The sequence below is a fragment of the Terasakiella brassicae genome (assembly GCF_014641495.1).
GTDB lineage: Bacteria > Pseudomonadota > Alphaproteobacteria > Rhodospirillales > Terasakiellaceae > Terasakiella > Terasakiella brassicae.
Window position 1 is genome coordinate 126363 of record NZ_BMHV01000005.1, and the last position, 25913, is coordinate 152275.

22 protein-coding genes, 1 tRNA gene and 1 pseudogene are annotated in these 25913 nt (G+C 47.0%); 10 read left to right on the plus strand and 14 right to left on the minus strand.

The window, feature by feature from the left end:
• Positions 1–112 precede the first annotated feature (112 nt).
• Both IEW74_RS04825 and IEW74_RS04830 read left to right on the plus strand, forming a co-directional pair.
• Positions 113–1023, plus strand: a pseudogene (locus IEW74_RS04825) (IS110 family transposase).
• A gap of 98 nt (positions 1024–1121) precedes the next feature.
• Positions 1122–1198: transfer RNA gene (locus IEW74_RS04830), tRNA-Arg, on the plus strand.
• Positions 1199–1432: 234 nt separating this feature from the next.
• Here the strand turns inward: IEW74_RS04830 and rpoH are convergent.
• Both rpoH and IEW74_RS04840 read right to left on the minus strand, forming a co-directional pair.
• Positions 1433–2338, minus strand: coding sequence for an RNA polymerase sigma factor RpoH (gene rpoH, locus IEW74_RS04835; protein WP_188662211.1), 906 nt, complete (start codon positions 2336–2338; stop codon positions 1433–1435).
• 133 nt (positions 2339–2471) lie between these two features.
• Positions 2472–3437, minus strand: a complete 966-nt coding sequence (locus IEW74_RS04840; protein WP_188662213.1) for an RluA family pseudouridine synthase — start codon at positions 3435–3437, stop codon at positions 2472–2474.
• Positions 3438–3463: 26 nt separating this feature from the next.
• On the opposite strand from IEW74_RS04840, the gene IEW74_RS04845 reads away from it, so the two are divergent.
• Genes IEW74_RS04845 through IEW74_RS04855 form a run of 3 tightly spaced genes read left to right on the plus strand, consistent with a single transcriptional unit; the run spans position 3464 to position 5336 of the window.
• Complete coding sequence (locus tag IEW74_RS04845; RefSeq protein ID WP_188662215.1) at positions 3464–3889, plus strand: hypothetical protein; 426 nt, start codon at positions 3464–3466, stop codon at positions 3887–3889.
• Positions 3886–4281, plus strand: a complete 396-nt coding sequence (locus IEW74_RS04850; protein WP_188662217.1) for a M67 family metallopeptidase — start codon at positions 3886–3888, stop codon at positions 4279–4281. The genes IEW74_RS04845 and IEW74_RS04850 overlap by 4 nt, the downstream gene beginning before the upstream one ends.
• Positions 4282–4301: 20 nt before the next feature.
• Positions 4302–5336, plus strand: a complete 1035-nt coding sequence (locus tag IEW74_RS04855) for a threonine aldolase family protein (protein WP_188662219.1) — start codon at positions 4302–4304, stop codon at positions 5334–5336.
• On the opposite strand, the gene IEW74_RS04860 is transcribed toward IEW74_RS04855, so the two are convergent.
• From IEW74_RS04860 to nadA, 4 genes are all read right to left on the minus strand, one after another.
• On the minus strand, positions 5337–5636 hold the full coding sequence (locus IEW74_RS04860; RefSeq protein WP_188662221.1) for a rhodanese-like domain-containing protein: 300 nt from the start codon (positions 5634–5636) through the stop codon (positions 5337–5339).
• Between the two features lie 66 nt (positions 5637–5702).
• The gene (nadC, locus tag IEW74_RS04865; protein WP_188662223.1) at positions 5703–6563 is read right to left on the minus strand and encodes a carboxylating nicotinate-nucleotide diphosphorylase; all 861 of its coding nucleotides are present in this window, start codon (positions 6561–6563) and stop codon (positions 5703–5705) included.
• Positions 6545–8125, minus strand: a complete 1581-nt coding sequence (locus IEW74_RS04870) for an L-aspartate oxidase (protein WP_188662225.1) — start codon at positions 8123–8125, stop codon at positions 6545–6547. The genes nadC and IEW74_RS04870 overlap by 19 nt, the downstream gene beginning before the upstream one ends.
• Before the next feature lie 16 nt (positions 8126–8141).
• Positions 8142–9161, minus strand: coding sequence for a quinolinate synthase NadA (gene nadA / locus IEW74_RS04875; protein ID WP_188662227.1), 1020 nt, complete (start codon positions 9159–9161; stop codon positions 8142–8144).
• A 300-nt stretch (positions 9162–9461) separates the two neighbouring features.
• Here nadA and IEW74_RS04880 point away from each other — a divergent pair, with 300 nt between their 5' ends.
• Positions 9462–10619 carry a glycosyltransferase family 4 protein gene (locus tag IEW74_RS04880; RefSeq protein WP_188662229.1) on the plus strand — a complete coding sequence of 386 codons (1158 nt, stop codon included), beginning with the start codon at positions 9462–9464 and terminating at the stop codon, positions 10617–10619.
• A gap of 102 nt (positions 10620–10721) precedes the next feature.
• On the opposite strand, the gene IEW74_RS17310 is transcribed toward IEW74_RS04880, so the two are convergent.
• Complete coding sequence (locus tag IEW74_RS17310) at positions 10722–11009, minus strand: hypothetical protein (protein WP_229734249.1); 288 nt, start codon at positions 11007–11009, stop codon at positions 10722–10724.
• Between IEW74_RS17310 and IEW74_RS04885 the strand changes: the two genes are divergently transcribed.
• From IEW74_RS04885 to IEW74_RS04895, 3 genes are all read left to right on the plus strand, one after another.
• Positions 10921–11415 (plus strand): VanZ family protein, encoded by a 495-nt coding sequence (locus tag IEW74_RS04885; protein ID WP_229734248.1) that lies wholly within the window; start codon positions 10921–10923, stop codon positions 11413–11415. The two genes, IEW74_RS17310 and IEW74_RS04885, sit on opposite strands and share 89 nt — an antisense overlap.
• A 67-nt stretch (positions 11416–11482) precedes the next feature.
• Positions 11483–13003: a sulfatase-like hydrolase/transferase gene (locus IEW74_RS04890; protein WP_188662233.1), complete on the plus strand. Its 1521-nt coding sequence runs from the start codon at positions 11483–11485 to the stop codon at positions 13001–13003.
• Positions 13004–13612, plus strand: a complete 609-nt coding sequence (locus IEW74_RS04895) for a hypothetical protein (protein WP_188662236.1) — start codon at positions 13004–13006, stop codon at positions 13610–13612.
• A 2-nt stretch (positions 13613–13614) separates the two neighbouring features.
• On the opposite strand, the gene IEW74_RS04900 is transcribed toward IEW74_RS04895, so the two are convergent.
• The 4 genes from IEW74_RS04900 to IEW74_RS04915 form a co-directional block, all read right to left on the minus strand.
• The gene (locus IEW74_RS04900; protein ID WP_188662237.1) at positions 13615–14646 is read right to left on the minus strand and encodes an NUDIX hydrolase; all 1032 of its coding nucleotides are present in this window, start codon (positions 14644–14646) and stop codon (positions 13615–13617) included.
• Positions 14647–14713: 67 nt separating this feature from the next.
• Positions 14714–15064, minus strand: coding sequence for a TraR/DksA family transcriptional regulator (locus IEW74_RS04905; protein ID WP_229734240.1), 351 nt, complete (start codon positions 15062–15064; stop codon positions 14714–14716).
• On the minus strand, positions 15054–16124 hold the full coding sequence (locus IEW74_RS04910; protein ID WP_188662239.1) for a response regulator transcription factor: 1071 nt from the start codon (positions 16122–16124) through the stop codon (positions 15054–15056). The genes IEW74_RS04905 and IEW74_RS04910 overlap by 11 nt, the downstream gene beginning before the upstream one ends.
• A 38-nt stretch (positions 16125–16162) precedes the next feature.
• On the minus strand, positions 16163–19183 hold the full coding sequence (locus tag IEW74_RS04915; protein WP_188662241.1) for an ATP-binding protein: 3021 nt from the start codon (positions 19181–19183) through the stop codon (positions 16163–16165).
• Between the two features lie 558 nt (positions 19184–19741).
• On the opposite strand from IEW74_RS04915, the gene IEW74_RS17495 reads away from it, so the two are divergent.
• The gene (locus IEW74_RS17495; RefSeq protein WP_188662243.1) at positions 19742–22231 is read left to right on the plus strand and encodes a FecR domain-containing protein; all 2490 of its coding nucleotides are present in this window, start codon (positions 19742–19744) and stop codon (positions 22229–22231) included.
• A 2-nt stretch (positions 22232–22233) separates the two neighbouring features.
• On the opposite strand, the gene IEW74_RS04925 is transcribed toward IEW74_RS17495, so the two are convergent.
• The 3 genes from IEW74_RS04925 to IEW74_RS04935 form a co-directional block, all read right to left on the minus strand.
• On the minus strand, positions 22234–23844 hold the full coding sequence (locus IEW74_RS04925) for a S41 family peptidase (protein ID WP_188662246.1): 1611 nt from the start codon (positions 23842–23844) through the stop codon (positions 22234–22236).
• A gap of 159 nt (positions 23845–24003) precedes the next feature.
• On the minus strand, positions 24004–24933 hold the full coding sequence (locus IEW74_RS04930; RefSeq protein ID WP_188662248.1) for a DHH family phosphoesterase: 930 nt from the start codon (positions 24931–24933) through the stop codon (positions 24004–24006).
• A gap of 127 nt (positions 24934–25060) precedes the next feature.
• Positions 25061–25897, minus strand: a complete 837-nt coding sequence (locus IEW74_RS04935) for a sulfite exporter TauE/SafE family protein (RefSeq protein ID WP_229734241.1) — start codon at positions 25895–25897, stop codon at positions 25061–25063.
• Positions 25898–25913 lie beyond the last annotated feature (16 nt).

Sequence of the window (25913 nt, forward strand, 5' to 3'; positions counted from 1 at the left end):
CACCGAACGACCATCGTGAGGCTCGGTTTGTGCCGATGACCTCGTATAGGAGTTTGGTTTGGCCGTTCACAGCCTTTCGGGGTTTCCGCTTCCCAACACAGGGAGTATAGCAATGGCTTATATCGGTGTCGATCTTCATACCAATTTTTTTACCATTTGCCGTCTGGAAACAGATGGTTCAGAACAGTTTGAAACCTTCCAGCTTTGTGCAAACGATTTGGAACGGTTCTGTCTCAGGCTGTCGGCAGACGACGAACTCGCGATTGAGGCAACCGGCAATTCCGCCTATTTCCGCGACGAGGTCATCTCGTGCGTTGGTCGCATCGTTGTGGTTAATCCCCGGCGACGCAAACACGGGATTTATTGGTCAAGCAACGCACCCGTCTGTTGAACAAAGTTCATGCCTTATTCAATCGTCACGGCATCAAAATCAAGAAAGAGAAATTCACCTCGAAACGCTCTTTGGAACGTATAAATATGGATGTGTTCTCAAAAGTCGAACACATTGAAATCACCCTTGTTCGCGATCAGGCCCTCAGCCTGACACAAGCGATTAAAGATGCGGATGTCGAAATTGAACGATTTGCGGCTTCTTTGGACGGGTTTGAAGGTTTGCTGAGTATCAAAGGGATCGGTTCGCGTACGGCGGCCATTTTCTTGTCTGCAATCGGGAATGTGAATGATTTTGAAGACGAGAACAAACTGGCTGCCTATTTTTGTATCGTTCCACGGGTTAGTCAGTCCAACGAAACAGACCATCGTGGTCGAATTACGAAACGGGGCAACAAGCTGGTCAGGACGGCACTGGTGCAATGTTCTCTGATTACCATTCGCTATTCCGGTTACCTCAACAGTTACTACCATCGCATAAAAGGACGCCGAGACAGCGGAAAAGCCATCATAGCCACAGCCCGCAAGCTCCTGAAAATTATTTACGATACCTTGAAAAACGGATGGATATTCAAGGATTTTACAACTTTTACACTGGCGGAGAATAAAGTTCCCGCTGGACAAACATCATAGGAGTTAAATCTTTTAGGAAATAAAAAAAGACGTAACGAGATGCATTACGGGCTTTACCCGGTTTCATCTGTCTTGTATGTTCTCGAAAAATTACATGGGCACCCGTAGATCAACTGGATAGATCGCCACCCTCCGAAGGTGGAAGTTACAGGTTCGAATCCTGTCGGGTGCGCCACTCTTCATTCTATCTTAAAATTAACTCAAATCTCAAATTGCGTGACAGTCCGCTTGTCAGAGCAAGATGAACGGCTTCACGTCTAAATTCATCAGATTTTTTGAGACTCATTTATTCCTCCTGTAAATCTCAGTTTAACAGAAGGCGCTCTCCAGTTTTAGGGGACGGGTCCACTTTTACGCTTGACTGCTAATACCGCTGCTTTTTTCTTATCGCTCTGTAGTGCAAGACAGGTTAGAAATTTTCACGCATTTCTTTTTCATGCATGCGTTGTTCAATCATTGCATTTTTCATCGATTTTTGCAGTTTTTCAAAAGCACGCACTTCGATTTGGCGGATACGTTCACGTGAAACACCATATTCCTGCGACAGATCTTCCAAGGTTGTCGGGCGATCTTTCAATCGGCGTTCTTGCAAGATATGACGTTCGCGTTCATTTAAAACTTTCAAACCGGCTTCAAGCATAAAGCGGCGGTTATCCAGTTCTTCTTTTTGTGCCAGTTCTTTTTCCTGATTGCTTTTTTCGTCCACTAACCAATCAATCCATTCGCCTTCCCCATCCATACGTAAGGGGGAATTCAGGCTATGGTCCGAACTTGCAAGACGCCGGTTCATTTGAACAACTTCATCTTCCGGCACGTCCAGTTGTTTGGAAATCTTCGCAACATGTTCGGGATGCAAATCGCCTTCTTCAATGGCCTGCATTTGGCCTTTCAATTTGCGTAAATTGAAAAACAGTTTTTTCTGGGCTGCGGTCGTCCCCATTTTGACCAAAGACCATGAATGCAGAATATATTCTTGGATAGAGGCCCGTATCCACCACATCGCATAGGTCGCCAGACGGAAACCACGTTCGGGGTCAAACCGTTTAACGGCCTGCATCATGCCTACGTTGCCTTCTGAAATCAATTCACCAACCGGCAATCCATAGCCGCGATAGCCCATTGCAATTTTTGCAACAAGGCGTAGGTGACTGGTTACAAGCTTGTGGGCGGCCTCGTGATCTTCTCGCTCTTGCCAGCTTACAGCAAGGCTATATTCTTCCTCGACGCTCAGCATCGGGAATTTTCGAATTTCACTCAGATAACGCGAAAGATTACTTTCGGGTGTAAAAGAAAGTCCAAAGGTATTTGTCGCCATGTGCCATCCCCCTTGTCGGATATGGGTTACACGGACAGTTCGGCAGAACCATCCGTCATGGATGCCCTCCTCAGAATTAAAATCCCCTTCCTCTTTATAGTACCTAACTCAGATACTCAGGTATATAACATTTTTATATTTTTTTGAGAATTTCACATAAGTTATTAATTTCAATAGGTAAATTATTTTCAAATCGAAGCCGCTCATTTGTTCGCGGATGCAAAAACCCTATAATATATGCGTGTAAGGCATGACGGGTAAACTGGCTGAATTCTGCCTTTTGTTCGTGACTGAGCATCCGCAACACACGCGAGGGTGTGCGCCCATATAACGCATCGCCAACAACAGTGTGACCTTTCTCTGACATATGTACTCGTATTTGGTGCGTTCTACCCGTTTCCAAACGACATTCAACCAACGAGGCAAAGGTGCCAACCGCTTTGATATAGCGGTAATTGGTCACAGCCGTCTTACCCCCTGACTTGACCATTGCCATTTTTTTACGGTTTTGCGGACTGCGCCCGATATTTCCTTCAATCCGTCCTTCTTTTGGATTCGGCACCCCCCAAACAACCGCTTGATAGGCCCGTTCCAAGGAATGAGCGGCAAATTGTTCTGATAAAGAGACATGGGCGATATCATTTTTTGCAACCACCATCAGTCCGCTGGTCTCTTTATCAAGGCGATGAACAATCCCAGGACGTTTCACCCCGCCAATACCAGACAGGCTGCCCGCACAATGATAAAGCAATGCATTTACAAGGGTTCCGGTGTAATTACCAGCTGCCGGATGCACCACCATACCTGCGGGTTTATTAATCACCAACAGGTCGTCATCTTCATAGACAACCTCAAGCGCAATGTTTTCCGCTTGTGGTTCGTAGTCCTCTGCTTCGGGAATTTCGATGGAAAACTGTTGTCCGGGTTTGACCCGAACCGATGGGTCGGTTATGGTCTGCCCCGCACAGAAAACGGACCCGCCTTCAATCAAGGCTTTCAGTCGAGATCGTGATAGGCCGCTATCCCCCAAGGATAGAAGTTTATCCAAACGTATCCCTTGATCTTCATCGCGGGCTGTTACTGTGAATGTATCGCTCATTGTCACCAAAGCTAGAGTTAAAATTTATGAGAACTGTACTCGTTTCTGCCGTTGCCGGCATGGGAATTCTGATTATCCTCGGTATGATTGCTTTGGTTTACGGCCTAATACAGAAGTCAGACAACCCTGATTTTAAATTTTTTGACCTTGCCAAAGAAGCACCGGAACTGGAACAAGCCTTAAAAGAGGTTGAAGTCCCACTGGTTGGCAAGAAAAAAGACACAACACCGACCCCGCAAGCAACGGTTTCCCCTTCTGCCATAGCCCCTGCAAAAGCGTTCGGGGACATGCGTCTAGAAATCCCCAAAGGTTATAAAATCGTAGAAACAGATATGGATTCTCAACGTCTTGTTTTGCGTATGATCAATGAACAAGGCATCAACCGCTTGATGATTTTGGATATCAACAGCGGGGCCAAGCTGGGCGGTTTATCCCTCGCCCCTGCGGAATGATCTTCACACAGGATCACATAGACCAACTGTTTGAACAGGCACGCAACGCCTATCCTGAGGAATGTTGCGGCCTGCTCAGTGGCGCACACGATCAGGTTCGTGATATTCATCCTGCCACTAACGTCAGTGCCGGGGATAAAACCAAGACTTTTGAAATTGATGCAAAGGTTCGTTTTGACCTGATTGCACAAACGGGGGAACGTAACGTCCTCGGCCTTTATCATTCCCACCCCACCGGGTCGCCTTACCCATCTGAAACCGATAAATCGATGGTTTATGAACCCGAACTCATCTGGGTTATTTTAACTTTGAAAGAAATAAAGGCTTTCCGCTTTATTGTGGCAAAACAAGACTTTGAAGAGATCCCCATTCAGGTTAATCTAAAAGCCTGAGTACATTAATGGAGGCTAAAATGAACTTTTGCAGCGATAATACGGCAGGTGTCTCCCCAGAAATACTCGATGCGCTCGCAAAAGCCAATGTCGATACGGCGATGCCCTATGGTGCAGATGCGCTGACGAAAAAGGTCGAACAACGTTTCAACGATCTTTTTGAGTGCGAAACCTCTGTTTATCTGGTCACAACAGGAACTGCCGCCAATGCCTTGGCCCTTGGTGCGATTTCCCCCTCCTATGGCAGTATTTATTGTCACAAGGATGCCCATATCAATTGTGATGAATGCGGCGCACCTGAATTTTATACAAGTGGTGCGAAACTTGTCACCCTGCCCGGCCCCAACGGCAAACTCCATCAAGGCGAAGTCGAAGCTGCCCTTTCTGCAACAGATGATGCGGTTCACCATACCCAACCTGCCGCCATTAGTATTTCACAAGCATCAGAAGCCGGAACCGTATACGGCCCCGGTGAAATTCATCACCTCAGCCATGTGGCTAAAGAATATGGCCTTTATTTACATATGGACGGTGCGCGTTTTGCCAATGCGCTGAACACACTCGGGTGCAGCCCTGCCGACATGACATGGAAAGCCGGTGTCGATGTGCTCAGCTTCGGTTCCACCAAAAACGGCACTATGAATGCCGAGGCTGTCGTTTTCTTTAATGATAAAATTGGCAAATCGATTGGTTATAAACGCAAACGCGCCGGTCAATTACAATCCAAAATGCGTTTTATTGCCGCCCAATGGGATGCGTATCTGGAAAACGATCTTTGGCTGAAAAATGCCGCCCATGCCAATACAATGGCTCAAAAACTGGTTAAAGGTCTGGAAGGTATCGCAGGGTGTGAACTTTATTATCCGGTCGAAGCCAACGAAATTTTTATCAGCATGCCGGAACTGATCTTACAAAAACTGGAAAGCGCCGGATATGCCTTCTATCGTTGGCATGACGCCCATTGCCCTGTCATCCGCCTTGTGACGTCTTTCAACACGAATGAAAAAGACGTGGACGGTTTTATTCAAACCGCCCTGAATGCCCAAACAGAATAATCAGCTACGCGACCAGGCATCAATGCCGCCACGCAGGTTGGTCACATTTTCATAGCCTTGCTGGCGCAGAAAACCTGTGACTTGCATAGAACGTCCGCCAATGTGGCACAGGACAACAACGGTCTTATCTTCCGGGATTTTATCAAGGTTCTGTGGGATTTCGTGCATCGGGATTTCCAATGCCCCGTCAAAGGCATGCGAAGCGGTTTCCGCTGGTTCACGTACATCCAGAACAATATGATCCAGCCCGGCTTCACGATATTCTTTCAGGGTTGTGACATCAATTTCATATGGCAGCATTTAGTTGACCTTTTTATAATATTAAAGATTTTCCGCAGACATATCTTTTAATTTTGAATTATTCAACTAAAAATCAAGTCCTAAATCCAAACAAGGTGCACTATGGGTCAACCAACCGACTGAAATCACATCCACGCCACTGGCGGCAATGGCGGGTGCTGTTTCCAATGTCACCCCACCAGATGCCTCAGCCACCGCGCGACCATCAATCATCTTGACCGCTTCTTTCAACAGGTCCGGTCCCATATTATCCAGCAAAATAACATCGGCACCCGCCTTCAACCCTTCTTCAAGCTGATTAAGGTTGTCGACTTCCAGTTCAATTTTCACCATATGACCGACTTTACTTTTTGCCCGTTCAATCGCTTGTGTAATGCCGCCACAGGCCGCAATATGATTGTCCTTGATCATCAAGCCATCATCCAGACCGAAACGGTGATTAAAGCCCCCACCACAACGCACGGCATATTTTTCAAAAGCCCGCAAGCCCGGCGTTGTTTTGCGTGTACAGGTGATGCGCGCCTTGGTTCCTGCAACGGCATCCACGATTTTACGTGTTTCAGATGCAATACCGGATAGGTGCCCCATATAGTTTAACGCAACCCGCTCACCCGTCAGGATCGCGCGAGCGGGGCCTTCCAACAGGGCAACCGTATCGCCGGGGGCCACACGACCGCCATCGGCAATATAGACTTCCATATCCACACGCGGGTCCAACAAGGCAAACGTCATTTCCGCGATATCGATGCCGGATAACGCACCGACCTGACGCGCGTTGATAGAAGCCTTCACCCACGCATCATCATCAATGACGATATCGGTTGTCAGGTCACCCCCACGGCCCAAATCCTCCGCCAGTGCATTGCGCACCGCAGGTTCGATCAAAATGGGAGAAAGCGGTTCTACTTTTACGCCGGCGTCTGACATGTGTTTACAGTCCCTTGAATATCAGCCCCGATATTGAGGCCCCTTATAAATGCATCGACTTCACGCAAGGTTGTTTTACTGCGTGTTGCCTGTTTCTCGTCTGTTTCCGGATAGTCACTTCTGAAATGCCCGCCCCGGCTCTCGCAACGTTCCAGCGCACAAACCAAAATCATCTTGGCACTGATCAAACGGTTACAAAATTCCCGGCTATAAAGTTCAGATTTTTGTTCCCATTCCACAATTTGACTGAGCGCGTCAAACAAGCTGGCTTCATTACGTTCCACACCACAGGCCGCATACATTAGGTTTGCCAATTGCGCCCCAAGATCAATCCCGCCGGTCAGGCCGAGTGCGGGCAGGTTAGCCAATGGTTCATTGTCCAGATTTTCCAGAATATCCTGTGCCGCACGGCGCCCAAACACCACAGCTTCCAACAAGGAATTGCTCGCCAATCGGTTGGCCCCATGCACACCTGTGCAGGCAACTTCACCCACAGCCCACAATCCTTTAATGCTGGTTTGCCCGTCCAGTGTCACGTCCACCCCGCCCATATGGTAATGGGCCGCCGGTGTAATCGGGATCGGTTGAACACGCGGGTCTAACCCGGCATCCTGACAATATCCCCAAACGGTGGGGAACCGTGTTGGAAATTCATCCCCAACCGCGTCACGGGCATCAAGAAAGACTTTCTCCCCCGCTTTCACACGGCGCCAAATGGCCCGGGCAACCACATCACGTGGGGCCAGTTCCGCATCAGGGTGAACCGATGGCATAAAACGTACGCCACGGGCATCAATCAAATGTGCCCCTTCACCGCGCAAGGCTTCGGTTGCCAAGGGCATGGGCGTTACGCCAACATCAATAGCCGTGGGGTGAAATTGCACAAATTCCAAATCCGCCAATCGTGCCCCGGCACGCGCCGCCATCGCGATACCTTCCCCGCCTGATTCTGCCGGATTGGTCGTATAAGCAAACAAACTGCCGATCCCGCCAGTTGCCAAAACGGTTGCCTTGGCGATAATCGCCAGATCAGAACCATCTTTACCTTTGGCAAACGCCCCTTTAACGCAGGCATTTTCGACAATCAAATCATGGGCGGTAAAATCTTGCATGACGTGGATATTCTGCGTATGCGACACAGCTTGCCCAAGGGCACGCATAATTTCTTTACCCGTGCTGTCCCCTTGCGCATGTAAAATACGACGAAAAGAGTGCGCAGCTTCGCGACCCAAGCTCAGCTTACCTTCTGCATCCCGGTCAAAATTGACCCCCCATGCAATCAGGGCCTCAATCAATTGTGGTCCTTCATGGGTGATAACGTGTGCTGCCTTATCACAGGATAGAGCAACCCCGACATCCAGTGTATCCTTCAGATGTGCCTTGGGATGATCATCTTCACCCACAGCCGCAGCAATACCGCCTTGTGCCCACGAACTGCTAGACCCTTCACCAACCGGTGCTTTGGCCAAGACGGTTACGTCCAGACCTTCCAGTTCAAGCGCACTGACCAGACCGGCCGCACCGGCCCCAATGATCAGCACATCTGTTTTTACACTTTTCATCGCATTGCTTTTTCCGTTAGCTCGCCGCGATCATGGCCTCAATCGACGCACGGGCGGGTTCTGCCATTGCTTCATCCACATGGACTTCGTTGGATAAATCACGCAAACAATCGACAATCTTCTGCAAGGTGATCTTTTTCATATGCGGGCACATGGAACAGGACATGATAAATTCACTATCTGGACAGTCCGCGCGGATGTTATCACTCATGGAACATTCTGTAATCAGGGCGACCAGCTCGGGCTTTTTCTCTTTGACAAAATCCGCCATCCCTGTGGTGGAACCTGAAAAATCTGCTGCATCCAAAACATCCGGCGGGCATTCTGGGTGGGCCAGAACGACACATTCAGGATGATCTTTTTTGATCTGCTCGATATCTTCTTTTTTATAAAGTTCGTGAACTTCACAACGCCCGGCCCATGTCAGGATTTCAACATCCGTTGTTTTGGCAACGTTTTGCGCCAGAAATTCATCCGGGATCAACAAAACCTTGTCACTGCCCAACGATTCAACAATCTTTTTGGCATTGGCTGAGGTACAACAGATATCGACTTCCGCCTTCACTTCGGCAGAGGTATTCACATAGGTACAAACCGGAACCCCCGGGTTATCCGCTTTCAGTTTACGCACATCCGCACCCGTAATGGATTCTGCCAGCGAACAACCCGCTTCCGGGTCCGGGATTAAAACCTTTTTAGACGGGTTCAACAGTTTGGCTGTTTCCGCCATGAAATGCACGCCACAGACGACCATCACATCGGCATCTACTTCTTTTGCCTTAACCGCCAAGGCCAGAGAGTCGCCTACAATATCGGACACACAATGGAAAATATCGCGAGTTTGATAATTGTGTGCCAAAATAACAGCGTTGCGCTCTTTTTTCAGGCGTAGAATTTCATCCACATACGGGGCGATAACCGGCCATTCTTCGGCTGTGATATGGTCTTTCACACGCTCATAAACAGGTGCCATACGCGCGGCAACATCGGCGCTATATTCAAAATCGTCATTTACCCGTTGGGCTACGGCTGTCATCTTCAAGACTCCTTATGCTCAAATTGAGCATATATCTTTTAAAAATTTTCGGAGGCTGAATCCTTAACCTCCATTTGAGCATAAGGTAGGACTGCTTCCCCAAAGGGTCAAGATTTTTCTGCTCGTTTGCAACTCTAAAGAAGCTATCCATTTGAATATGTTCAAGATATTCATTAAAGTTTTTTGACATTAAGCTCCAAAATTCTTTTTATAAAGTTATTCTAGCCCTTCTTGCATCTATTGCGGTAAGATCCGATTTGAAATTTTCACCTCCCATATTTCAAGAGCTAAGATAAAAGAATGCACCTCGTCATTGACAGTAGCGTCCTCATTACCCCACATACTGGCATTGGTATTTATACACGTGAAATTCTAAACAGGTTGACTACCTTTGAAGCCAAGCTTGAGATCTCCCATTTCATCGGGACAAACTGGCAACAAGGCGACGTTCACTTTGCACATGACGGTGGAGGTGGATCAAATAGCTTGAAAAGCACTTTAAAAGAAAAAGCAAAAACCATCCCCGGTGCACGTAATTTATGGAACGCATTTAAAAAAAATCGCTTTGAAGCTGGTGCAAAAAATATCAAAGCCGATGTATTTTGGGAACCCTGCTTCGTCCCCCCCGGTCAAATGGACCCGATGATCATAACGGTGCATGACCTATCTCATATCAGATATCCTGAATTTCACCCCAAATCTCGTTTGAAATGGATGGATGGGCTTCCCAATGCCATTGAACGTGCACAAAAAATCCTTACCGTTTCTGAATTTTCCAAACGAGAGATCATAGATATATTTGGTACCCCCCCGACCAAAATCGAAGTAACGTACTGTGGGGCCGGAAAGCAGTTTCAACTGCAGATCCAAGAAGAGAATACCAACCTCTTACACAAGTACGGCTTAAAATATAAATCCTATTTTCTTTCTGTATGCACGTTAGAACCGCGCAAGAACTTGGAAACTTTATTACGTGCTTATAATCGACTGCCCAAAAACGTTCAAGCGCACATGCCGTTGGTTTTAGCTGGTGGAAGTGGGTGGGGAAAGGAAAGTCAAAATGATTTTTATGAAAAACTTTGTCCCGGTGGCAATTTGATATTTACAGGTTATGTCCCTTCATCAGACTTACCCGCCCTTTATGCTGGTGCAAAAGTTTTCGCCTACCCTGCTCTTTACGAAGGTTTTGGTATCCCGCCGATTGAGGCAATGGCTTGTGGCACCCCGGTTATTGCAAGTGAAATCGACGTTTTACAGGAAGTTTGTGAAGAAGGTGCTTTATATGCACCGCCGCTAGATGACAAAATTTGGGCTGAGCGCCTGATCGAAGTGCTGGATTTGTTGGAAGAAGACTATCAAATGCGTTGTAATGCCGGGCTGGTACGATCTGCCTTTTTTTCATGGGATCAAACGGCCAGACAAACTTATGATATCTTACGGGAAGTTGCTCATTCTTAAATCATATTTAATATATACCAGACCACTCCTCCCCATCATCATCACCCTTAGTTTTCAAAACGGTGTCGATGTTTGGCGGAACCTATCCGCGCGTATGGATGATCATTTCGCTGTTTTTTTAACGACATTGCTATTGGCAACAGTTTTTCTTATATGGGCAAAATGGATAGAACTTGATTTAAAAAAACTGGTCTGCAAACAAACATTTTTCATATCGCTTTTATTGACATGTCTCTTCTGGCTACCCGATCCCCAATTTGCGGCGAAAAAAATCCATGTTCCTGAATATATTTTTATCGCGTTGCTTTGTCGTTGGGCCTTAACCCCTTTTTTCCAAAATTCACGCTCTCTCAGCTTGGGTAGTTTTCTTATGGTTGCCTTTCTAGGCATTCACGACGAAATCCTGCAAGGTTTTCACCCTGAGCGTTATTTTGGATATATGGATATCATCGTCAATATTGGGTCAGGCGCTGTCGGTTGCTGGCTTGGTGACCGTTTACTTGCACGAGATGAAAAACTTTCATGGAATGCGCGACCTCAATTTTATCTACTCATCAGTTATTGCACCGTTGCCACACTCCTTTTTCTCAGCATTCTGGGGCGTTATAAGGGGCTTTATATTCCGGCGTGGGCAATATTGCCTTATTGCGGAAGTGTTCTGGCCTTACTTATTTCCCCTAAACCTGTTTTTGTCAAACGCGACACACATCTGATTTTCAATCTATTTGTTTTTTCTTCTATGTCTATCGGACTCTATCTTGTGGGGGGCCATGCTTTATCGCTTAGCTTTAACTAGCCTGCTTCTCGCGTTCATCTCCTTTCTTTTTATGAGCACGGATAAGCTATGGCGGACAAATGACAAAATGAATGTCATGATCCTGAGTGTTGAGAGCCTGCGTGCTGATTTGCTAACCAGTCATAACGCCCCCACCCTGTTAAAAGCCGCAAAAACAGCAGCCATTTACCCACATCATCGCGGCACTTCTGCATGGACAGGGGCAGGTATTGTATCCTTGTTAACGGGGCTTTCCCCGTTTGATCATCATGTTAATTCCGGCAAAACCCCATATGCCTATAAACAACCAAGCCCCTTGAATATACTGAAAGAAAAAGGTTGGGAGGTTGCAGGCCTGCAACCTTTTATGAACGTTGGAACATTCGGAAATCTGGGATTAGACATTCAAACGGATAGGGATCTTACCCCTTGGCTCTCGCAACACGCGCAACAAAAAACACCGTTCTTGTTATGGTATCACTATCTGGATACACATTTACCCTATCGCCAACGCGACCCTAAATGGCAATTTGACTGGCGGAACGCCTTAAAAAGTGCTTCGCCAGAACGCCTCAAAAAGATTGAAGCTGTCGCCTCTTACCCCAACATACCGGCAAAATCTTTTCAGTTTGAAGCACAAGACAACAAAATCATTACTGAAATGCACGCTGCATCAGTTCGTGAATTTGATGCATGGTTTGCCAAGTTCTGGGATTTTTTCACTAAATCGGGTCTTATTGATAATACAATCTTGATTTTGACAGCTGATCATGGCGATGAACACGGGGAACGTGGAAATGTGGGTCATGCCTCAACGACCAAAAACGGACATTTGTATGAGGAACTTATTCGCCTTCCTTTGATGATTTGGACACCTCAAAACAAACAATCTCCCCTTTTAGAAGGAGAAACACGCAATTGGACGACACATACAGATGTAATGCCTTTCCTCTTCAAGCAATTGGAACTTCCGCCTTTTAACGGATGGAAAACACATAAAACCATCTGGCTGGGCCTCACCACCCAATCAGGTTTTGCCGAAAACGATTTAAATGACATTTCGCGTTATCGTTTTGCTGCATTTGATGGCAGATGGAAGCTTCATGCACAACAAAACACAAAAGGGGATTGGTCAAGCACCCTCTATGATTTACAAACAGACCCCGGCGAAAAGCACGACATTGCAACCATAAACCGGGATGTTCGCAATCAGCTTTTAGAAACAATTAAACAACGGTTAAAAACGGCCAATCTCACGCATGTTTCGACCCAACCTCAAACACAAAATGAATTTAAGTCACCACAATGGCTAACCCCAAAAGACAATACACTCTTTCAATATGACGATATCGCCGATACTTGTTTTCGCCTGCAATGGAGCGATGTTGGTGCAAGCCGTTATACCTTGGAATTTGAAGCCGGAACCGGTGCACTTGCAACAAATGGTAATATCACGGTTACAGACCATAAGGTCGAATATTGTGATATAGGTTATCTTTACTGGAAGACATTCATAACCCCTTATAGACAAGTTCGACTGCGCATTGCCCCCTCGGGTACAACAACGTGGAGCAAATGGCTCACACTCGGGATAAAAGAGGAAGATTAAATGGCTCCATCATCCTTTTTTTGCAAACGTAATATTCTGGGCGGTATTCTCTTTATCCTTTCCTGCCTGTTGCTCTTCCTTCTGGCAAAAGATGGTCCTTGGCTTTCTGACAAAGCTCAAAATCATGCCCTTTATCTGGAAAAACTGCACCCGCATAACTCTATGCGAAGTAACACTCTGATCCGGCTGCGTTTCGAAAAAGGCTTGCGCAATGACGCATTTCTCAAAACAGGTTTTTCCGGCGCTGAGTTTTGGGGAAGCTGGACCGACGATACACAGGTGGTTATTGAATTACCCGCCAAAGATATAGCAAAAGAAGGAACACTGTTTTTACGAACCCTTGTTGACGGCTATGTCTATCCACCAAAACTGGAAAGACAGGTCGTTGATGTCTTCCTTAATAACCACAAGATCACCAGTTGGATTTTCACCAAACGGGGGAAGCAAATTAAAGAAATAGAAATCCCGCAAAATCTGCTGAACACAGCGCAAGACTTGCGCCTTTCCTTCTCTATCCCCAATGCAACATCACCCAAACAAGTTGGGGAAAGTGAAGATACCCGCAAACTCGGCCTTGGTTTTACATGGCTGGAAATCGTCCAAAAATAAATTTAACGCCGCCCGACCGGTAAGCGGGGGCCTGCGGTTAAGCGTTCGGCGAGGATGTCGCGGACATATCGGAAGGTTTCCGCCGGGCGACCGCCTGTGCGGCTTTCAAATTTTCCGGTGCCTTCCACCAGGCCACTTTTTTCAACCATGCGGCGGAAATTCTGCTTATGCAGCAAGTTACCCGTAATGGCTTCAACAGCCTTTTGCAGTTCGAACAAGGTAAAGGTTGGCGGGACGAGTTCGAACACCACCGGGCGATATTTCAATTTTCCGCGCAAACGGCCCATTGCGGTTGCCAAAATACGGCGATGATCCAAAACCATTGCGTGACTGGGGTCGTTCGGCTCTGTTTTTAAGTCCTGATCACGCGCGGCTTCTGTCACCAAACCCGCTTCGTACAACAACTGATAACGTTCCAAAACGCGGTCTTCGTTCCAACGGACTTCTTCAGAGCCAAAACAGGCATCAATACGGGCAAACCGTTCGCGAATTTCAGAGGGGCTTTCCGCCTTTGCCGCCCATTCTTCCAAACCGGGTTCAAGTTCCTGTGTGATAATATCCGGCTTGCCATCACGCCAATCTTCCCACGGGAAATAACGATACCAGTTTTGCCACAAAGCCTCCCCGGCCCCGGCAGGTTTTGCTTCTTGTGCCAAGGCTAAATAGCCAATGGAGAGAATACGCCCGCCGAGTTCGCGTTCGCGCGGGTCACGCCCCCGGTCCCCAAAGGTATAAAGCTGTTCAACATATCCAAGATCCAGCTGCGCCTGTTCTTCCACCCAGGAACGCAAGCCCATATCCAGTGTCCGGTGTCGTCCCGGATAAAACGGACCATAAGGCAATGCTTCCAATGTATTTTCACTGAGTGCTTCACCTTGGCGCGCCGCGCCTTCTTCGGTTGAGGCCAAGGCGTGATCCACCCGGCGGACCACCAAAATACGGGGTTCGGCGTCCGTGACCGCAACAATAACAGCCGTCAAGCCGATTTGAACGCTGCCTTCATTTTCAATACTGCTGGCGGAAAAGCCACTCATCCTTAATCCAGTCCTTCAATCAAAGTTGCAGTTTCTAACTCCAAGCATGTTTGATCACCCATCGTGCCTATCCTTCTTTTTGTTCGGCACACGCAATACAAGTCGGTACAGCCGGGTCAAGTTCAAGGCGCTTGGGTGCGATTTCTTCATCACAGGAAACGCAATATCCGAAATCCCCACTTTTAATGCGCGACAAGGCGCTGTCGATGCGTTGTATTTCGATTTTACGTCTACGGTCAAGTTCCAGCGCCATGGCCTGCCCTTGTAACGCATCCATGCGTGATAACCGGCCAACCTTGGTTTGATCCAGTTCAACAGGCGCACGCCCTTCCTTTGATGCTGCCTCCAAGGATAGCAACTCTGCCTTTAAGGACAGTAATCGTTTTTCAAAAGTCTTTAAATCAAGATCAGTCATCATACGCGTCTTCTTCAACCCATACCGGATTAGATGCCAGATAAGCCGAACTGTTCATCACCAGACTGACCAGTTCGGGTTGGCGATTGGTCCCTGTTTTGCGAAAAACCTGTTTCAGATGACTGCGCACCGTATTCATGGATACGCCAACCTCAGCGGCAAAGGTTTCCAGTTTTTTACCGACAATAAGGGCTTGCAGCAAACGGGCTTCGGCTTCCGTTAAACCATAAAGACGCGCAAGAACGTTTGTCGGTGGTTCATTATGTCTTTCCGGGTCATTGATAAAAACCGCCACATTGCCATGATCCCGGCTGACATCTTCATCCGGCAGGGGGACAACCAACAGGGAAAAAGATCGTCGATAAGACGGGCGCGAGACCGTCATGGCACCGCCTTCACGTTGATCGCCATCCCCCAAATCAACCGCCGCATCGCCAATCAAGGCATGAAGATTTTTTGTTTCTGCAACTTTTGCCGTCCTGAAAATACCGGTTGGCCCGACATCAACCCCATCATTTTGGGCAAACAGGTCACTGGCGTTGTTATTCATAAAAACCACTTGCGCAGAACGATCCACAATAACCACCCCCATTGGCAGTTGGTTCAGTGCCGCCGCGCCGAAATCACGTGTTGGTTCTTCTGAAAACTCATCCGAGCTAAACATTTCATTGTTGGCTTCGGGCACAAACGTTTCACCTTGCAAAACCTGTTCTAAGGCATGGCGCATTTCAGACTGGCTGAAGGACTTGAACATATAGCCTGCAACACCGCATTGTAAGGTCTTGTTGATGGCTTTGCGGCTTTCCGTTGCCGATATAATGACAATCGGCACTTCCGGGCGTTTGCTTTGCACGGCACGAATACCATCCAGCCCCGCCATACCGGGCATATTCAAATCTGCAATCACCAATGAAAAATCGATGTCCTGCGATAAAACCTGCAACAGATCGGGATAGCTTGTCGCTTGCAGGATATCAGCCCCTTGTTCAATTTCGCGCAAAACGCCCTTAACACCTTCCAGCACCAGCGGATGATCATCGGCAACGACAAAAGTAGTCTTCATTCTTATTCCCCGTTCATTTCTTTATCTTTTTTGGGTTTTCATTGTTCCGCCCCGTCATGGACAGGAAAAGTTCCGGCATGAACGGTTCGAATGATTTGACGTAGTTTAGCAGGTCGCAACGGTTTATGCAGTAGAATGAAACCACTTGATTTTGCCTCCTGAATTCGATCCGGCGCCGTATCCCCTGTTATAATCGCCGCCGGGATCTCTTGCCCCAATTGTTCATGAATTAAACGAATGGCCTGCGCCCCGGTCAAATCTTCCTGCAAACGATAATCTGCCAAAATCAAATTCGGTTTTTTTACTGATTGTTCCACCCGCCTCAAGGCCTCTTGTGTCGAAGACGCCGCAATCACATCGTACTTCCAACCGGAAATCAGTTGCTCCATTCCCTCCAGAATGTCCGGTTCATCATCAATGACCAGAACCAACGGCACCTGATTGCCACTTAAGGCAACTTCAACCGGCTTTTCGTCCCCTGTATGGCTTTGAACTTCATCGCGTTCGACTTCCAGACTAAATGTCGTTCCTTTGCCAAGAACCGATTTGACCTCAAGACGATGCCCCAACAAGGAAATAACCCGGTCCACAATAGCCAACCCCAGCCCCAACCCCCGACGACGATCCCGTGCAGGGTTTTCAAGCTGTTGAAATTCCACAAAAATATCCGTGATTTTATCTTGTGGAATCCCTACGCCGGTATCACTTACTTGAATTGCAACATTCTCACCACGGCGGCGCACCCCCAGCAAGACACCGCCTTCTCTGGTGTAACGCACCGCATTGGACATCAGGTTTGATAAGATACGTTCCAGTAAAACCGGGTCACTATGAACGGCAAGGTCGGGACAAAATGATTTCAGAACCAGCCCTTTTTCCTGTGCCCGTCCATTATATTGCTTTAACAAGCGGTCAATTAAAGGGCGTAACATCACAGATGTTTTTTCCGCCTTCATCACACCGGCATCCAGTTTGGAGATATCCAAAAGCGCGTTTAACAATCCACGTAACGCTTCCAGACTGTCGGAAATATTATTAATGATTTTAAGGTCGGCGCGGGCATTTTCATTGTCGATCTTACTGCGGCGATCTTCCAATGCTGATAAAAACATACCGATTGCATGTAAAGGCTGGCGTAAATCATGGCTGGCGGCCGCCAAAAATTTCGATTTGGCTTTATTGGCATTTTCTGAATCCTGTCGGGCCTGCTCCAGACGGGTTTCCGTTTTAATGCGTTCGGTAATATCAATAACCAATGATACCGTACCACCATCCAGTGTCGGTGCTTCGCTGACCTGAAGGTAATGACCGTTGGACAGGGCTTCCATAAAGACACCGCTGGGTTTTTTACGAAAGCGTTTGCGGCGTTCCCCGTACCCTTCATAGTCACGCACCCCGTGGCGTTCCTCCATCAAAAGGGCGAGTTCTTCAAAGGTGACACCGGGGCGAATGCGATCATTTAACGTTTTGTAATACTGATAATACTTTCGATTACATAAAACGAGACGGTTTTCGTGGTCCCAAAGGGCGAAGGCCCCCGGCATAATTTCATTCGCTGCCATCAAACGGCTGCGGGCCTGTGTTTCTGCGGTGATATCGGCCCCGGTTCCCCGATATCCTTTAAACACACCGTCACTGTTAAAGATGGGTTTACCACTTACTTTTGTCTGACGCCAAACCCCATCCGGGCAACGAATGGAATAAGAAAAATCACGAAACCGTCGTCGGTTTTTCAGATCGTTGGCATGATGCAGCCATTTTTCGGGATCATCTTCTTCACTGCGCGCCAAAGCCGCAAACCCCATAGGGGTTGTTCCCAAAATATCATTGCGGGTAAAACCGGTAATGTCGAAAAAACGATCCGATATTAATGAATATTTCAAATCGGAGTCCGTTTCCCAAAGCCAGTCCGATGTTGCTTCGGCCACATCGCGAAAACGCGCTTCACTCAGCTTCATAATCTCTTCGCGTTGCTTGATTTCATCCACCAAATAACGCAAGGCATCGGCCATGTCCGAAATCTCATCTGCGCCGTCAATCTCGATCGCGCACTCCCCGCCTTCAGCATGAACGCGCATACTTTCTTTCAACATGTTCAACCGGGTAAGAATACGCCATACAAATATCGCACAAATAAATCCCAACACAACGACCGCGACTAACACAATATTCGTCAACAAAGCCGTTCGGCTATCGACCAAAAGCTGAAATTCATGGCTATTTTCTTCAATATCTTCGCGCATACGACGAATAAGGTCATTGACAGAGTAAACAAAGCGACTGGACAAACGTTCATTGACCGCAAGGATACCGGAGATTTTCTGTAATTCTTCGCCCAGTTGGCCTTGCAGTTCAATCAATCCTTCCGTGCCCATCGCGACTTCGTACAACCGCGCCAGCAATTCGCGTTCCTGCGGGGTCGTAATTTCTTGTTCTAAAGGGGGCATGCGCTTAAATGCAATCAGCACATTTTCGCGTAATGTTTCAAACCGGACAGGTTCCGTGACGCGTTGCATAAGTAACAATTGGTCCAGTAAATCACTGAAAACGGTAAACCATTTTTGGTTTGTTTCATTTTCCAGATCTTTTTTTGCCTGAAAAATATCCAATAGTTCCGTATAGCGTCGGTTTATTCGCACATTGATATCGATTCTATTTTGTATCAACAGATCAAGTCGCCCAAAATTGTTCAGCAACTGTTGGCGTGTCTGGTTAATCACTTCCAGAACATCATCATCAACCTGATAGTCTCGCAACGACTCAATAATTTCCTGAAGCCAGCGCACACGATCTGCGATGCGAAACGAAATTGTTTCGCGTTGGGCTTGGGAACTGACCCGGACAAGCATGGGCGCGCTTGCAACGATTGCCTCACTCTGTTGTCCCAACTGATAGGCCTGCGTCATGGCAGGAACGCGGGACAAAACAACTTGCTTGATACCTGAATTGATTTTTTGAATAGAAAATATGCCGACACCGGCTGCAATAACCGTAAACAGGACGGCGAGCGTAAAACTCGTTATCAATTGAGCAAAAACACCGAAACGAAACCTGCCCATGCGAAACACAAACCATCCAGTTAATAATTTTTGTTTCAACAGTTTAGGCTTTTTACAGAAAAGTTGAAACACTTTCCCGTATGCTGAAAGGATATATAAAAAAAGGGTGATAAGAAAACTTATCACCCCAAGTCCGCCGAGAAACTACGTCGTACTCAGAACCCCAATATGGAGAACTGTTTATGATAATGACGGATGCGAGTTTTCCTGCCTTCACCCATATGGGTGAATTAGAATAATTTTTATTTATTTATTTGAATAAGTTCTGATCTATACCCAAAAAAAAGGGTGATAAGAAACTTATCACCCCAAGTCCGCCGAGAAACTACGTCGTACTCAGAACCCCAATATGGAGAACTGCTTAGTATAATGACGGACACTATTCACCCTGCCTTCACCCAAATGGGTGAAGGTATTATCTTTTTTTGTGACAATGCCAAAAAACACTTTCCAAATCTGTATTTAACGGCAGGAAAACAACTTTAAAATTGTTTGCTACATTAGAATTTATCGTTAGAATACCATGATCTGTTTCCATATATATAATTGAGGCATGTCATGGTTTATGCACCATCACACGCAAGTGATCATTTTGAGTTTGTTGTCAATGCAGCACAAACAAACGACATCAAGCTTCCCGATACATTTACCATTGGCAGTAACGGTTACCAGCAAGCTGGTAATGATTTGATCCTCACCAATCAAAATGGACAACACGGCCTCGTGCAGGATTATTTTATCCATCAACCTGATGCACTTATTTCACAAACCGGTACTCTTGGTTTCCAAATGGTGCAAACCCTAAGCGGTCCCCTCGCCCCCGGGCAATATGCTCAGGTAACCGCCCCTGCCGGACTGAGTGAAAGTATCGGTCAGATTGAAACATTAGAAGGTTCCGTCAGTGCCGTACGTGCAGACGGCATAGCCATCACCTTAAAAGTTGGAGATCCGGTTTTTCAAGGGGACGTCATACGAACCTCAGATAAGGCAAATGTCGGGATAACGTTTAAGGATGAAAGCGCATTTTCACTCGATGAAAATGGCGAAATGATTCTTGACGAAATGGTTTATGATCCAGATAGCGGTGAAGGCAGCTTCAGCACCAGCCTTGTAAGCGGGGTTTTCTCCTTTGTTTCCGGCCAAATTGCAAAGACAAACCCCGATGCAATGACCCTTAACACCCCCGTGGCAACAATTGGTATCCGTGGTACACAAGGTGTCCTGCAACAAAATCGTGGCGGTGAATTAAAGGCTGCACTTTTGGAAGAACCCGGTGGTTTTATCGGCGAACTGATCCTGACAAACTCTGTTGGTTCCATTACCTTGAACCAGCCTAATCAATATTCCGCTGTTCTATCGTTTAATACAGCGCCGGGCCAATCCGTTACTCTCAATTTAGCACAAATCACCGGATCATTTGGCACAACCAGTATTCGCATACTGAATAATACACGTCGCGCTGCCTCCCAACGTAAAGCCGACCAGAAAAAAGAAGAAGCAGAAGCTTTAGCAGCCGAGGCTGAAGCCCTTGAACAACAGGCTGCCGAATTGGAAGGAGCCGAGGCTGAAGCCTTGCTCGCCCAAGCAGCTGCAATTGCCGCTGCCGCTGAAGCGGCTGCAACAGAAGCCGCACAGGCCGAAGCACAGTTGGAAAATATTATTGAAGCCGGTTTGGCATTTGAATCCGCTATCTCCGAAATACAACAAAGTCTGGAACAACTCACACAAGAACTTCAAAACATCTTTACCAATACTAACGATGCGGGAGAGGACGAGACAGGCGTTTCCGATATCCTTAAAAACATCCAGACAAACGTTGCGAAACTAAGCACAACGATTGAACAGGTCGTTGCAAGCGAAATACAGGCACAAACTGAAATCGCACAACAAGAAATCGAAGAAAAAGTTAAAGATGCGATTAAAGACATTGATAATACAATCGGTGGCAGTAAAAGTAACGATTACATTGAAGGCAGTAGCCTTAACGATGGCATCGTGGGTCTCGCAGGGGATGATACGATATATGGCTATGACGGAAACGATGTCATCAGTGGTGGTTCAGGACAAGACACCGTTTACGGCGGCGATGGCGACGACTTTATTCATGGTGACATTCCAACAGGAAATTCGTTTAAAGATATCCTGAGCTTCCTTGGAGATGATAGCGGGTATGACAATGATGTCATTGAAGGTGGCGCCGGAAATGATGCCATCTCCGGCGGTGGCGGTGATGACTGGATAAAAGGCGATGGCGATAACGACACACTGGAAGGTGGCGATGGTAACGACACACTGGAAGGCGGAACAGGGAATGACACCCTCAAAGGCGATGCCGGAAACGATATCCTAAAAGGTGGTGAAGGCAATGACACGCTATTAGGCGGGACAGGTGACGACAGTTTATATGCCGGGGCTGGTAAAGATACACTTCTCGGCGAAGATGGGAATGACACATTTTATGCCCATGACGATGCATCACAAAACACCTACTCCGGCGGTGCAGGTACAGATACCCTAAATCTAAAAGATGATGTTGATGTCGATACCAATGTAACGTTGACGTTCCAAAGTGATTCCACCGGAGCAATTACTTACAAAGACGAAGGCCAAACCACTTTAGGAAATGACATATTTAACAGCGTGGAAAATTTCATTCTGGACAACAAAACAAATACCGTTAATTTCGCCGACACTTTCTCCGCAGGAAGCAATGGCCCCACACTACAAGGCGGTTCGGGTCAGGATACATTGAATATTCAAACCAGCACCTATGATTTTACCGCAACAGGTGCCCAGAACATTACAAACTTTGATATCCTCAATCTATCTTCGTCAACAAACACTGTTGATATTAATAGTACATTTAGCTCTACCGGAATTTCCTACATCAATGGTAGCTCAACGAACACGTTGGACCTGAATAATGACTGGTCATATTACGGCAGTGCCAATGGATATACGAGCTATGTTTATATGGACAATCAACAAAATACGTTCAGCATTGCCGTCAATGACAGTATAAATGTGATAAACTCGGCTGGTGTTTAATTTTACCCGCGACCTTTCGCAACAAGACCAGCCAAAAATTTCTTAGCTGTGCCGGCTTTTAAAAATTCCAGTGCACACCCCAGCTCTTTGTCTTTCTTCTCGCCAATTTCAGGGCAACTTTCAACCGAAGTATTACCTAAGACACCTTCCTTGCTATGAAGGTCGTCTTCAATAAATTTCTTTGCGTTCAACACATTAGGTAAATCAGCTTCGCGCGGGGCGTGATATTTATCTTTTGCACCACCCTCTGTTGTGGTGTTTTCAACATTTTCGTCCTTATTATCATTTGCCGCAACTGGCACTTCCGGCAAATCAAGGCGGATATCCGGGGCCACACCGACCTTCTGAATCGTGCGCCCTGACGGCAGATAATAAAGCGAAGTCGTCAGACGAACCGCACCTTCACGCATCAACGGCATAATCGTTTGCACGGATCCTTTACCAAATGTGCGACGTCCCATCAGGATTGCCCGGTTATGGTCCTGTAAAGCACCTGAGACGATTTCCGATGCTGAGGCAGACCCACCGTTGATCAAGACCACAAGCGGCACACCAGCGGCAACTTCCCCAACAGACGCACCAAAATTACGAACGTCTTCGGCCTTGCGTCCCCGGATCGACAACACATTACCTTTTTCCAGGAACATATCACTTAACGCCACGGCTTGCGTTAACAACCCGCCCGGGTTGTTGCGCAAATCCAGAACAATCCCTTTGGGTTTTGCCCCCAATTCACGGCGCGCTTTTTCAAAGGCTTTTAAAACATCCGCTTCCATACGTTCTGAAAAAGAAACCACACGGATGTGTAAATATCCGTTGTAAAGGGCAGAACGCACCGCACGTACCTGAATAATGGCACGCACAACCGTCAAATCAAACGGGGCTGTATTTTCACGCTCAATCGTGACAGTCACGGAACTTCCCGGTTTACCGCGCAAGGCGCGAACCGATTTTGTCATGGTCCATTCTTTGATGGAGGCGCCATCCACATGGGTGATATGGTCACCCGCCTTGATCCCGGCCCGATCAGCAGGTGTATCTTCAATCGGGGAAACGATCTTCAGAAAACCATCGCCTTTTTGAACCTCAATACCCAAACCACCGAATTCACCACTGGTATCGACCATCAGTTCCTGAAATTCCGCAGGGGTCATATAACCGGAATGCGGATCTAACTTTGCCAGCATTGCGTCAACGGCAACCTCGACCACTTTTTCCGGCTTGGCCTTGCCGCGCGGTGTTCCATCATCCGTTTGGTTCAGCCAGTCGTCTTCATCCGCCTTTAATCCATCAATCGCGTAGGTGATCAAATCCTGATCCGATATCTGTTTTACATAATGACTGCGCACCACTTTAAAGGCATCAATAAACTGGTCAAATTGATCGTCACGTTTATCCGTCTCAACGGCCTTTTGCAAATAGACATCTTTAAAGCGGGCCAATTCAGCCATCGCGTCTTTTGGCAAACCGCGCGTTCCCGTCAATGAAGACATCCAGCGTTCCATTTGCGCCGTTTGCAAGGCGCAACCGCTGAGAGATGGCAAAAATACCGTTGCCACAGCCAAAGCCAGAACAATCATTAAAAGGGACGGAAGGCGGGGCCAAAAGTTCATTTTCTTACACAGCTTCTTTTATTCAGTCTATAACGCAGATAACTTACAAATATGTGGGGTATCCTGCGTTGCAAAGCAAGATACGACATATAAGCATTCCCGCCAAACGCGGGAATATTTATTATAATCGAAATTTTATTGCTGCATAATTAAAATGCATCAACCATCGGCATTCATACTTGCAATCAGAGCCTCCAGCGTTTCAACCGCCTTGTCGTTGGCCACTTGACAGGTTCCGGCATTTTGATGCCCTCCACCGTTATAGCTCAACATCAACTCACCCACATTTGTGTTCGATGTTTTATTGAGGATGGATTTCCCACAAGCGAATACCGTATTTTGCTTTTTCAAGCCCCATAAAACATGAATGGAAATATTTGTATCGGGGAACAACGCATAGATCATAAAACGGTTGCCCGTATAAATAATATCTTCGTTGCGTAAATCCAGTACGGCCACATTGCCATGAACCTGCGTGCAACGTTTCAGTTGATCAATAAATTTCGGTTCATGTTCCTTGTACATCTCGACGCGTTCTTTGACGTCCGGCATCTCCAAAATCTCTTTAATCGACATATTGGCGCAACAATCGATCAAATCCATCATCAATTGATAATTGGAAATGCGAAAATCGCGGAAACGTCCAAGCCCGGTACGCGCATCCATAAGAAAATTCAAAAGAACCCAATCTTCCGATTTCAGGATTTCTTCACGACTGAACTGTGCGGCATCGCCTTTATCAACCGCTTCCATCATTTCGTCCCAGCTTGCCGGGAATTCACCATGCCCACCGTAATAACGCCAGACCACGCGTGCCGCAGATGGCGCATCCGGGTCGATAATATGATTGGCAGGGCTGTCATCCAATCGCAACGTTTCGCTCAGGTGGTGGTCAAAGGCCAAGTGAACCCCTTCAACATAAGGCAGGTTGGTCGTAATATCGCGGTTCGTAATGGCAACCTTACCGTCTTGCATATCTTTGGGATGAACAAAGGTAATTTCATCAATCAGGTCCATTTTTTTCAACAGGACTGCACAAACCAAACCGTCAAAGTCGCTTCGTGTGACTAAACGAAACTTCTCCCCCATGATATTTTCTCCTTATTTGTTATCGGCAAGGGCATGACCACCCGCGTGGGACACTCCACATATAGATAACAAGTTATCCTAATTGTGAAAGAGTTTCAAAGCTTTCAGGTGGAAAAACATATTTTTTCTATAACCCCAGCGCGCTGTACATCATCTTTAAACTGGTCACAAACAAAAAAACCGCAAATCCTTTTTTTAAATACTGCGGATTGACAGAATGGGCAATTTTCGCCCCTAAGGGTGCACAGGCAACCGTCATCGGTACAATCAAGCCAAATCCCAATAGATTGACATACCCAATCGACCCCACGGGCAAGCCTTCTGTCCCCCAACCCGATATCATAAAGCCGATTGCCCCCGGCACCGCAATGATCAAACCAAACCCGGATGCAGACGCCACCGCCTTGCGTATGGGATAATTAAATGCTGTCAGAATGGGAACGCTGATAGATCCCCCGCCGATACCGACCATGACGGAAATAGACCCGATAATAAAAGCGCAAATAAATTCCAGTGGTTGACCGGGCAGGCCTTCGCTCAAATGCCCGCCGACTTTGCTTAATAACATCTGGATCGCGACAAACAAGGCCAAAATGGAAAACATAATGGTCAAAACCTGCCCTTTTAAAAAGGCGGCCAGAATTGTCCCTGCCATCACGCCGATCACCACACCCGGTGCCCACCTTTTCAGAAGCAACCAGTCCACCCCGCCTTTTTTATGGTGGGAACGCACCGACGAAATGGATGTGCCTATAATCGTCGCCAAAGAAGTTCCCACAGCAACATGCATGGCGACATCCGCAGACGTACCGAATAATTGAAATAGAAAATACAGCACAGGTACAATGACAATTCCGCCACCAACCCCCAATAACCCGGCCAAAACACCGGCAATAAATCCTGTTGTCCCCAAAGCTGCAATAATTTGAAGTAAAAAAAGAGGATCGTTTAAAAGCTGGCTCACTGCATAACCATCCATT

Bases quoted from the DNA above. Each gene is read 5' to 3' on its own strand.
- IEW74_RS04895 (WP_188662236.1), top strand. From the start codon at position 13,004: ATGGCTCCATCATCCTTTTTTTGCAAACGTAATATTCTGGGCGGTATT.
- IEW74_RS04860 (WP_188662221.1), bottom strand. From the start codon at position 5,636: ATGCTGCCATATGAAATTGATGTCACAACCCTGAAAGAATATCGTGAA.
- IEW74_RS17495 (WP_188662243.1), top strand. From the start codon at position 19,742: ATGGTTTATGCACCATCACACGCAAGTGATCATTTTGAGTTTGTTGTC.
- IEW74_RS04915 (WP_188662241.1), bottom strand. From the start codon at position 19,183: ATGGGCAGGTTTCGTTTCGGTGTTTTTGCTCAATTGATAACGAGTTTT.
- IEW74_RS04855 (WP_188662219.1), top strand. From the start codon at position 4,302: ATGAACTTTTGCAGCGATAATACGGCAGGTGTCTCCCCAGAAATACTC.
- IEW74_RS04840 (WP_188662213.1), bottom strand. From the start codon at position 3,437: ATGAGCGATACATTCACAGTAACAGCCCGCGATGAAGATCAAGGGATA.
- nadA (WP_188662227.1), bottom strand. From the start codon at position 9,161: ATGACAGCCGTAGCCCAACGGGTAAATGACGATTTTGAATATAGCGCC.
- rpoH (WP_188662211.1), bottom strand. From the start codon at position 2,338: ATGGCGACAAATACCTTTGGACTTTCTTTTACACCCGAAAGTAATCTT.
- nadC (WP_188662223.1), bottom strand. From the start codon at position 6,563: ATGTCAGACGCCGGCGTAAAAGTAGAACCGCTTTCTCCCATTTTGATC.
- IEW74_RS04850 (WP_188662217.1), top strand. From the start codon at position 3,886: ATGATCTTCACACAGGATCACATAGACCAACTGTTTGAACAGGCACGC.
- IEW74_RS04890 (WP_188662233.1), top strand. From the start codon at position 11,483: ATGAATGTCATGATCCTGAGTGTTGAGAGCCTGCGTGCTGATTTGCTA.
- IEW74_RS04925 (WP_188662246.1), bottom strand. From the start codon at position 23,844: ATGAACTTTTGGCCCCGCCTTCCGTCCCTTTTAATGATTGTTCTGGCT.
- IEW74_RS04910 (WP_188662239.1), bottom strand. From the start codon at position 16,124: ATGAAGACTACTTTTGTCGTTGCCGATGATCATCCGCTGGTGCTGGAA.
- IEW74_RS04900 (WP_188662237.1), bottom strand. From the start codon at position 14,646: ATGAGTGGCTTTTCCGCCAGCAGTATTGAAAATGAAGGCAGCGTTCAA.
- IEW74_RS04905 (WP_229734240.1), bottom strand. From the start codon at position 15,064: ATGATGACTGATCTTGATTTAAAGACTTTTGAAAAACGATTACTGTCC.
- IEW74_RS04930 (WP_188662248.1), bottom strand. From the start codon at position 24,933: ATGGGGGAGAAGTTTCGTTTAGTCACACGAAGCGACTTTGACGGTTTG.
- IEW74_RS17310 (WP_229734249.1), bottom strand. From the start codon at position 11,009: ATGCCTAGAAAGGCAACCATAAGAAAACTACCCAAGCTGAGAGAGCGT.
- IEW74_RS04880 (WP_188662229.1), top strand. From the start codon at position 9,462: ATGCACCTCGTCATTGACAGTAGCGTCCTCATTACCCCACATACTGGC.
- IEW74_RS04870 (WP_188662225.1), bottom strand. From the start codon at position 8,125: ATGAAAAGTGTAAAAACAGATGTGCTGATCATTGGGGCCGGTGCGGCC.
- IEW74_RS04845 (WP_188662215.1), top strand. From the start codon at position 3,464: ATGAGAACTGTACTCGTTTCTGCCGTTGCCGGCATGGGAATTCTGATT.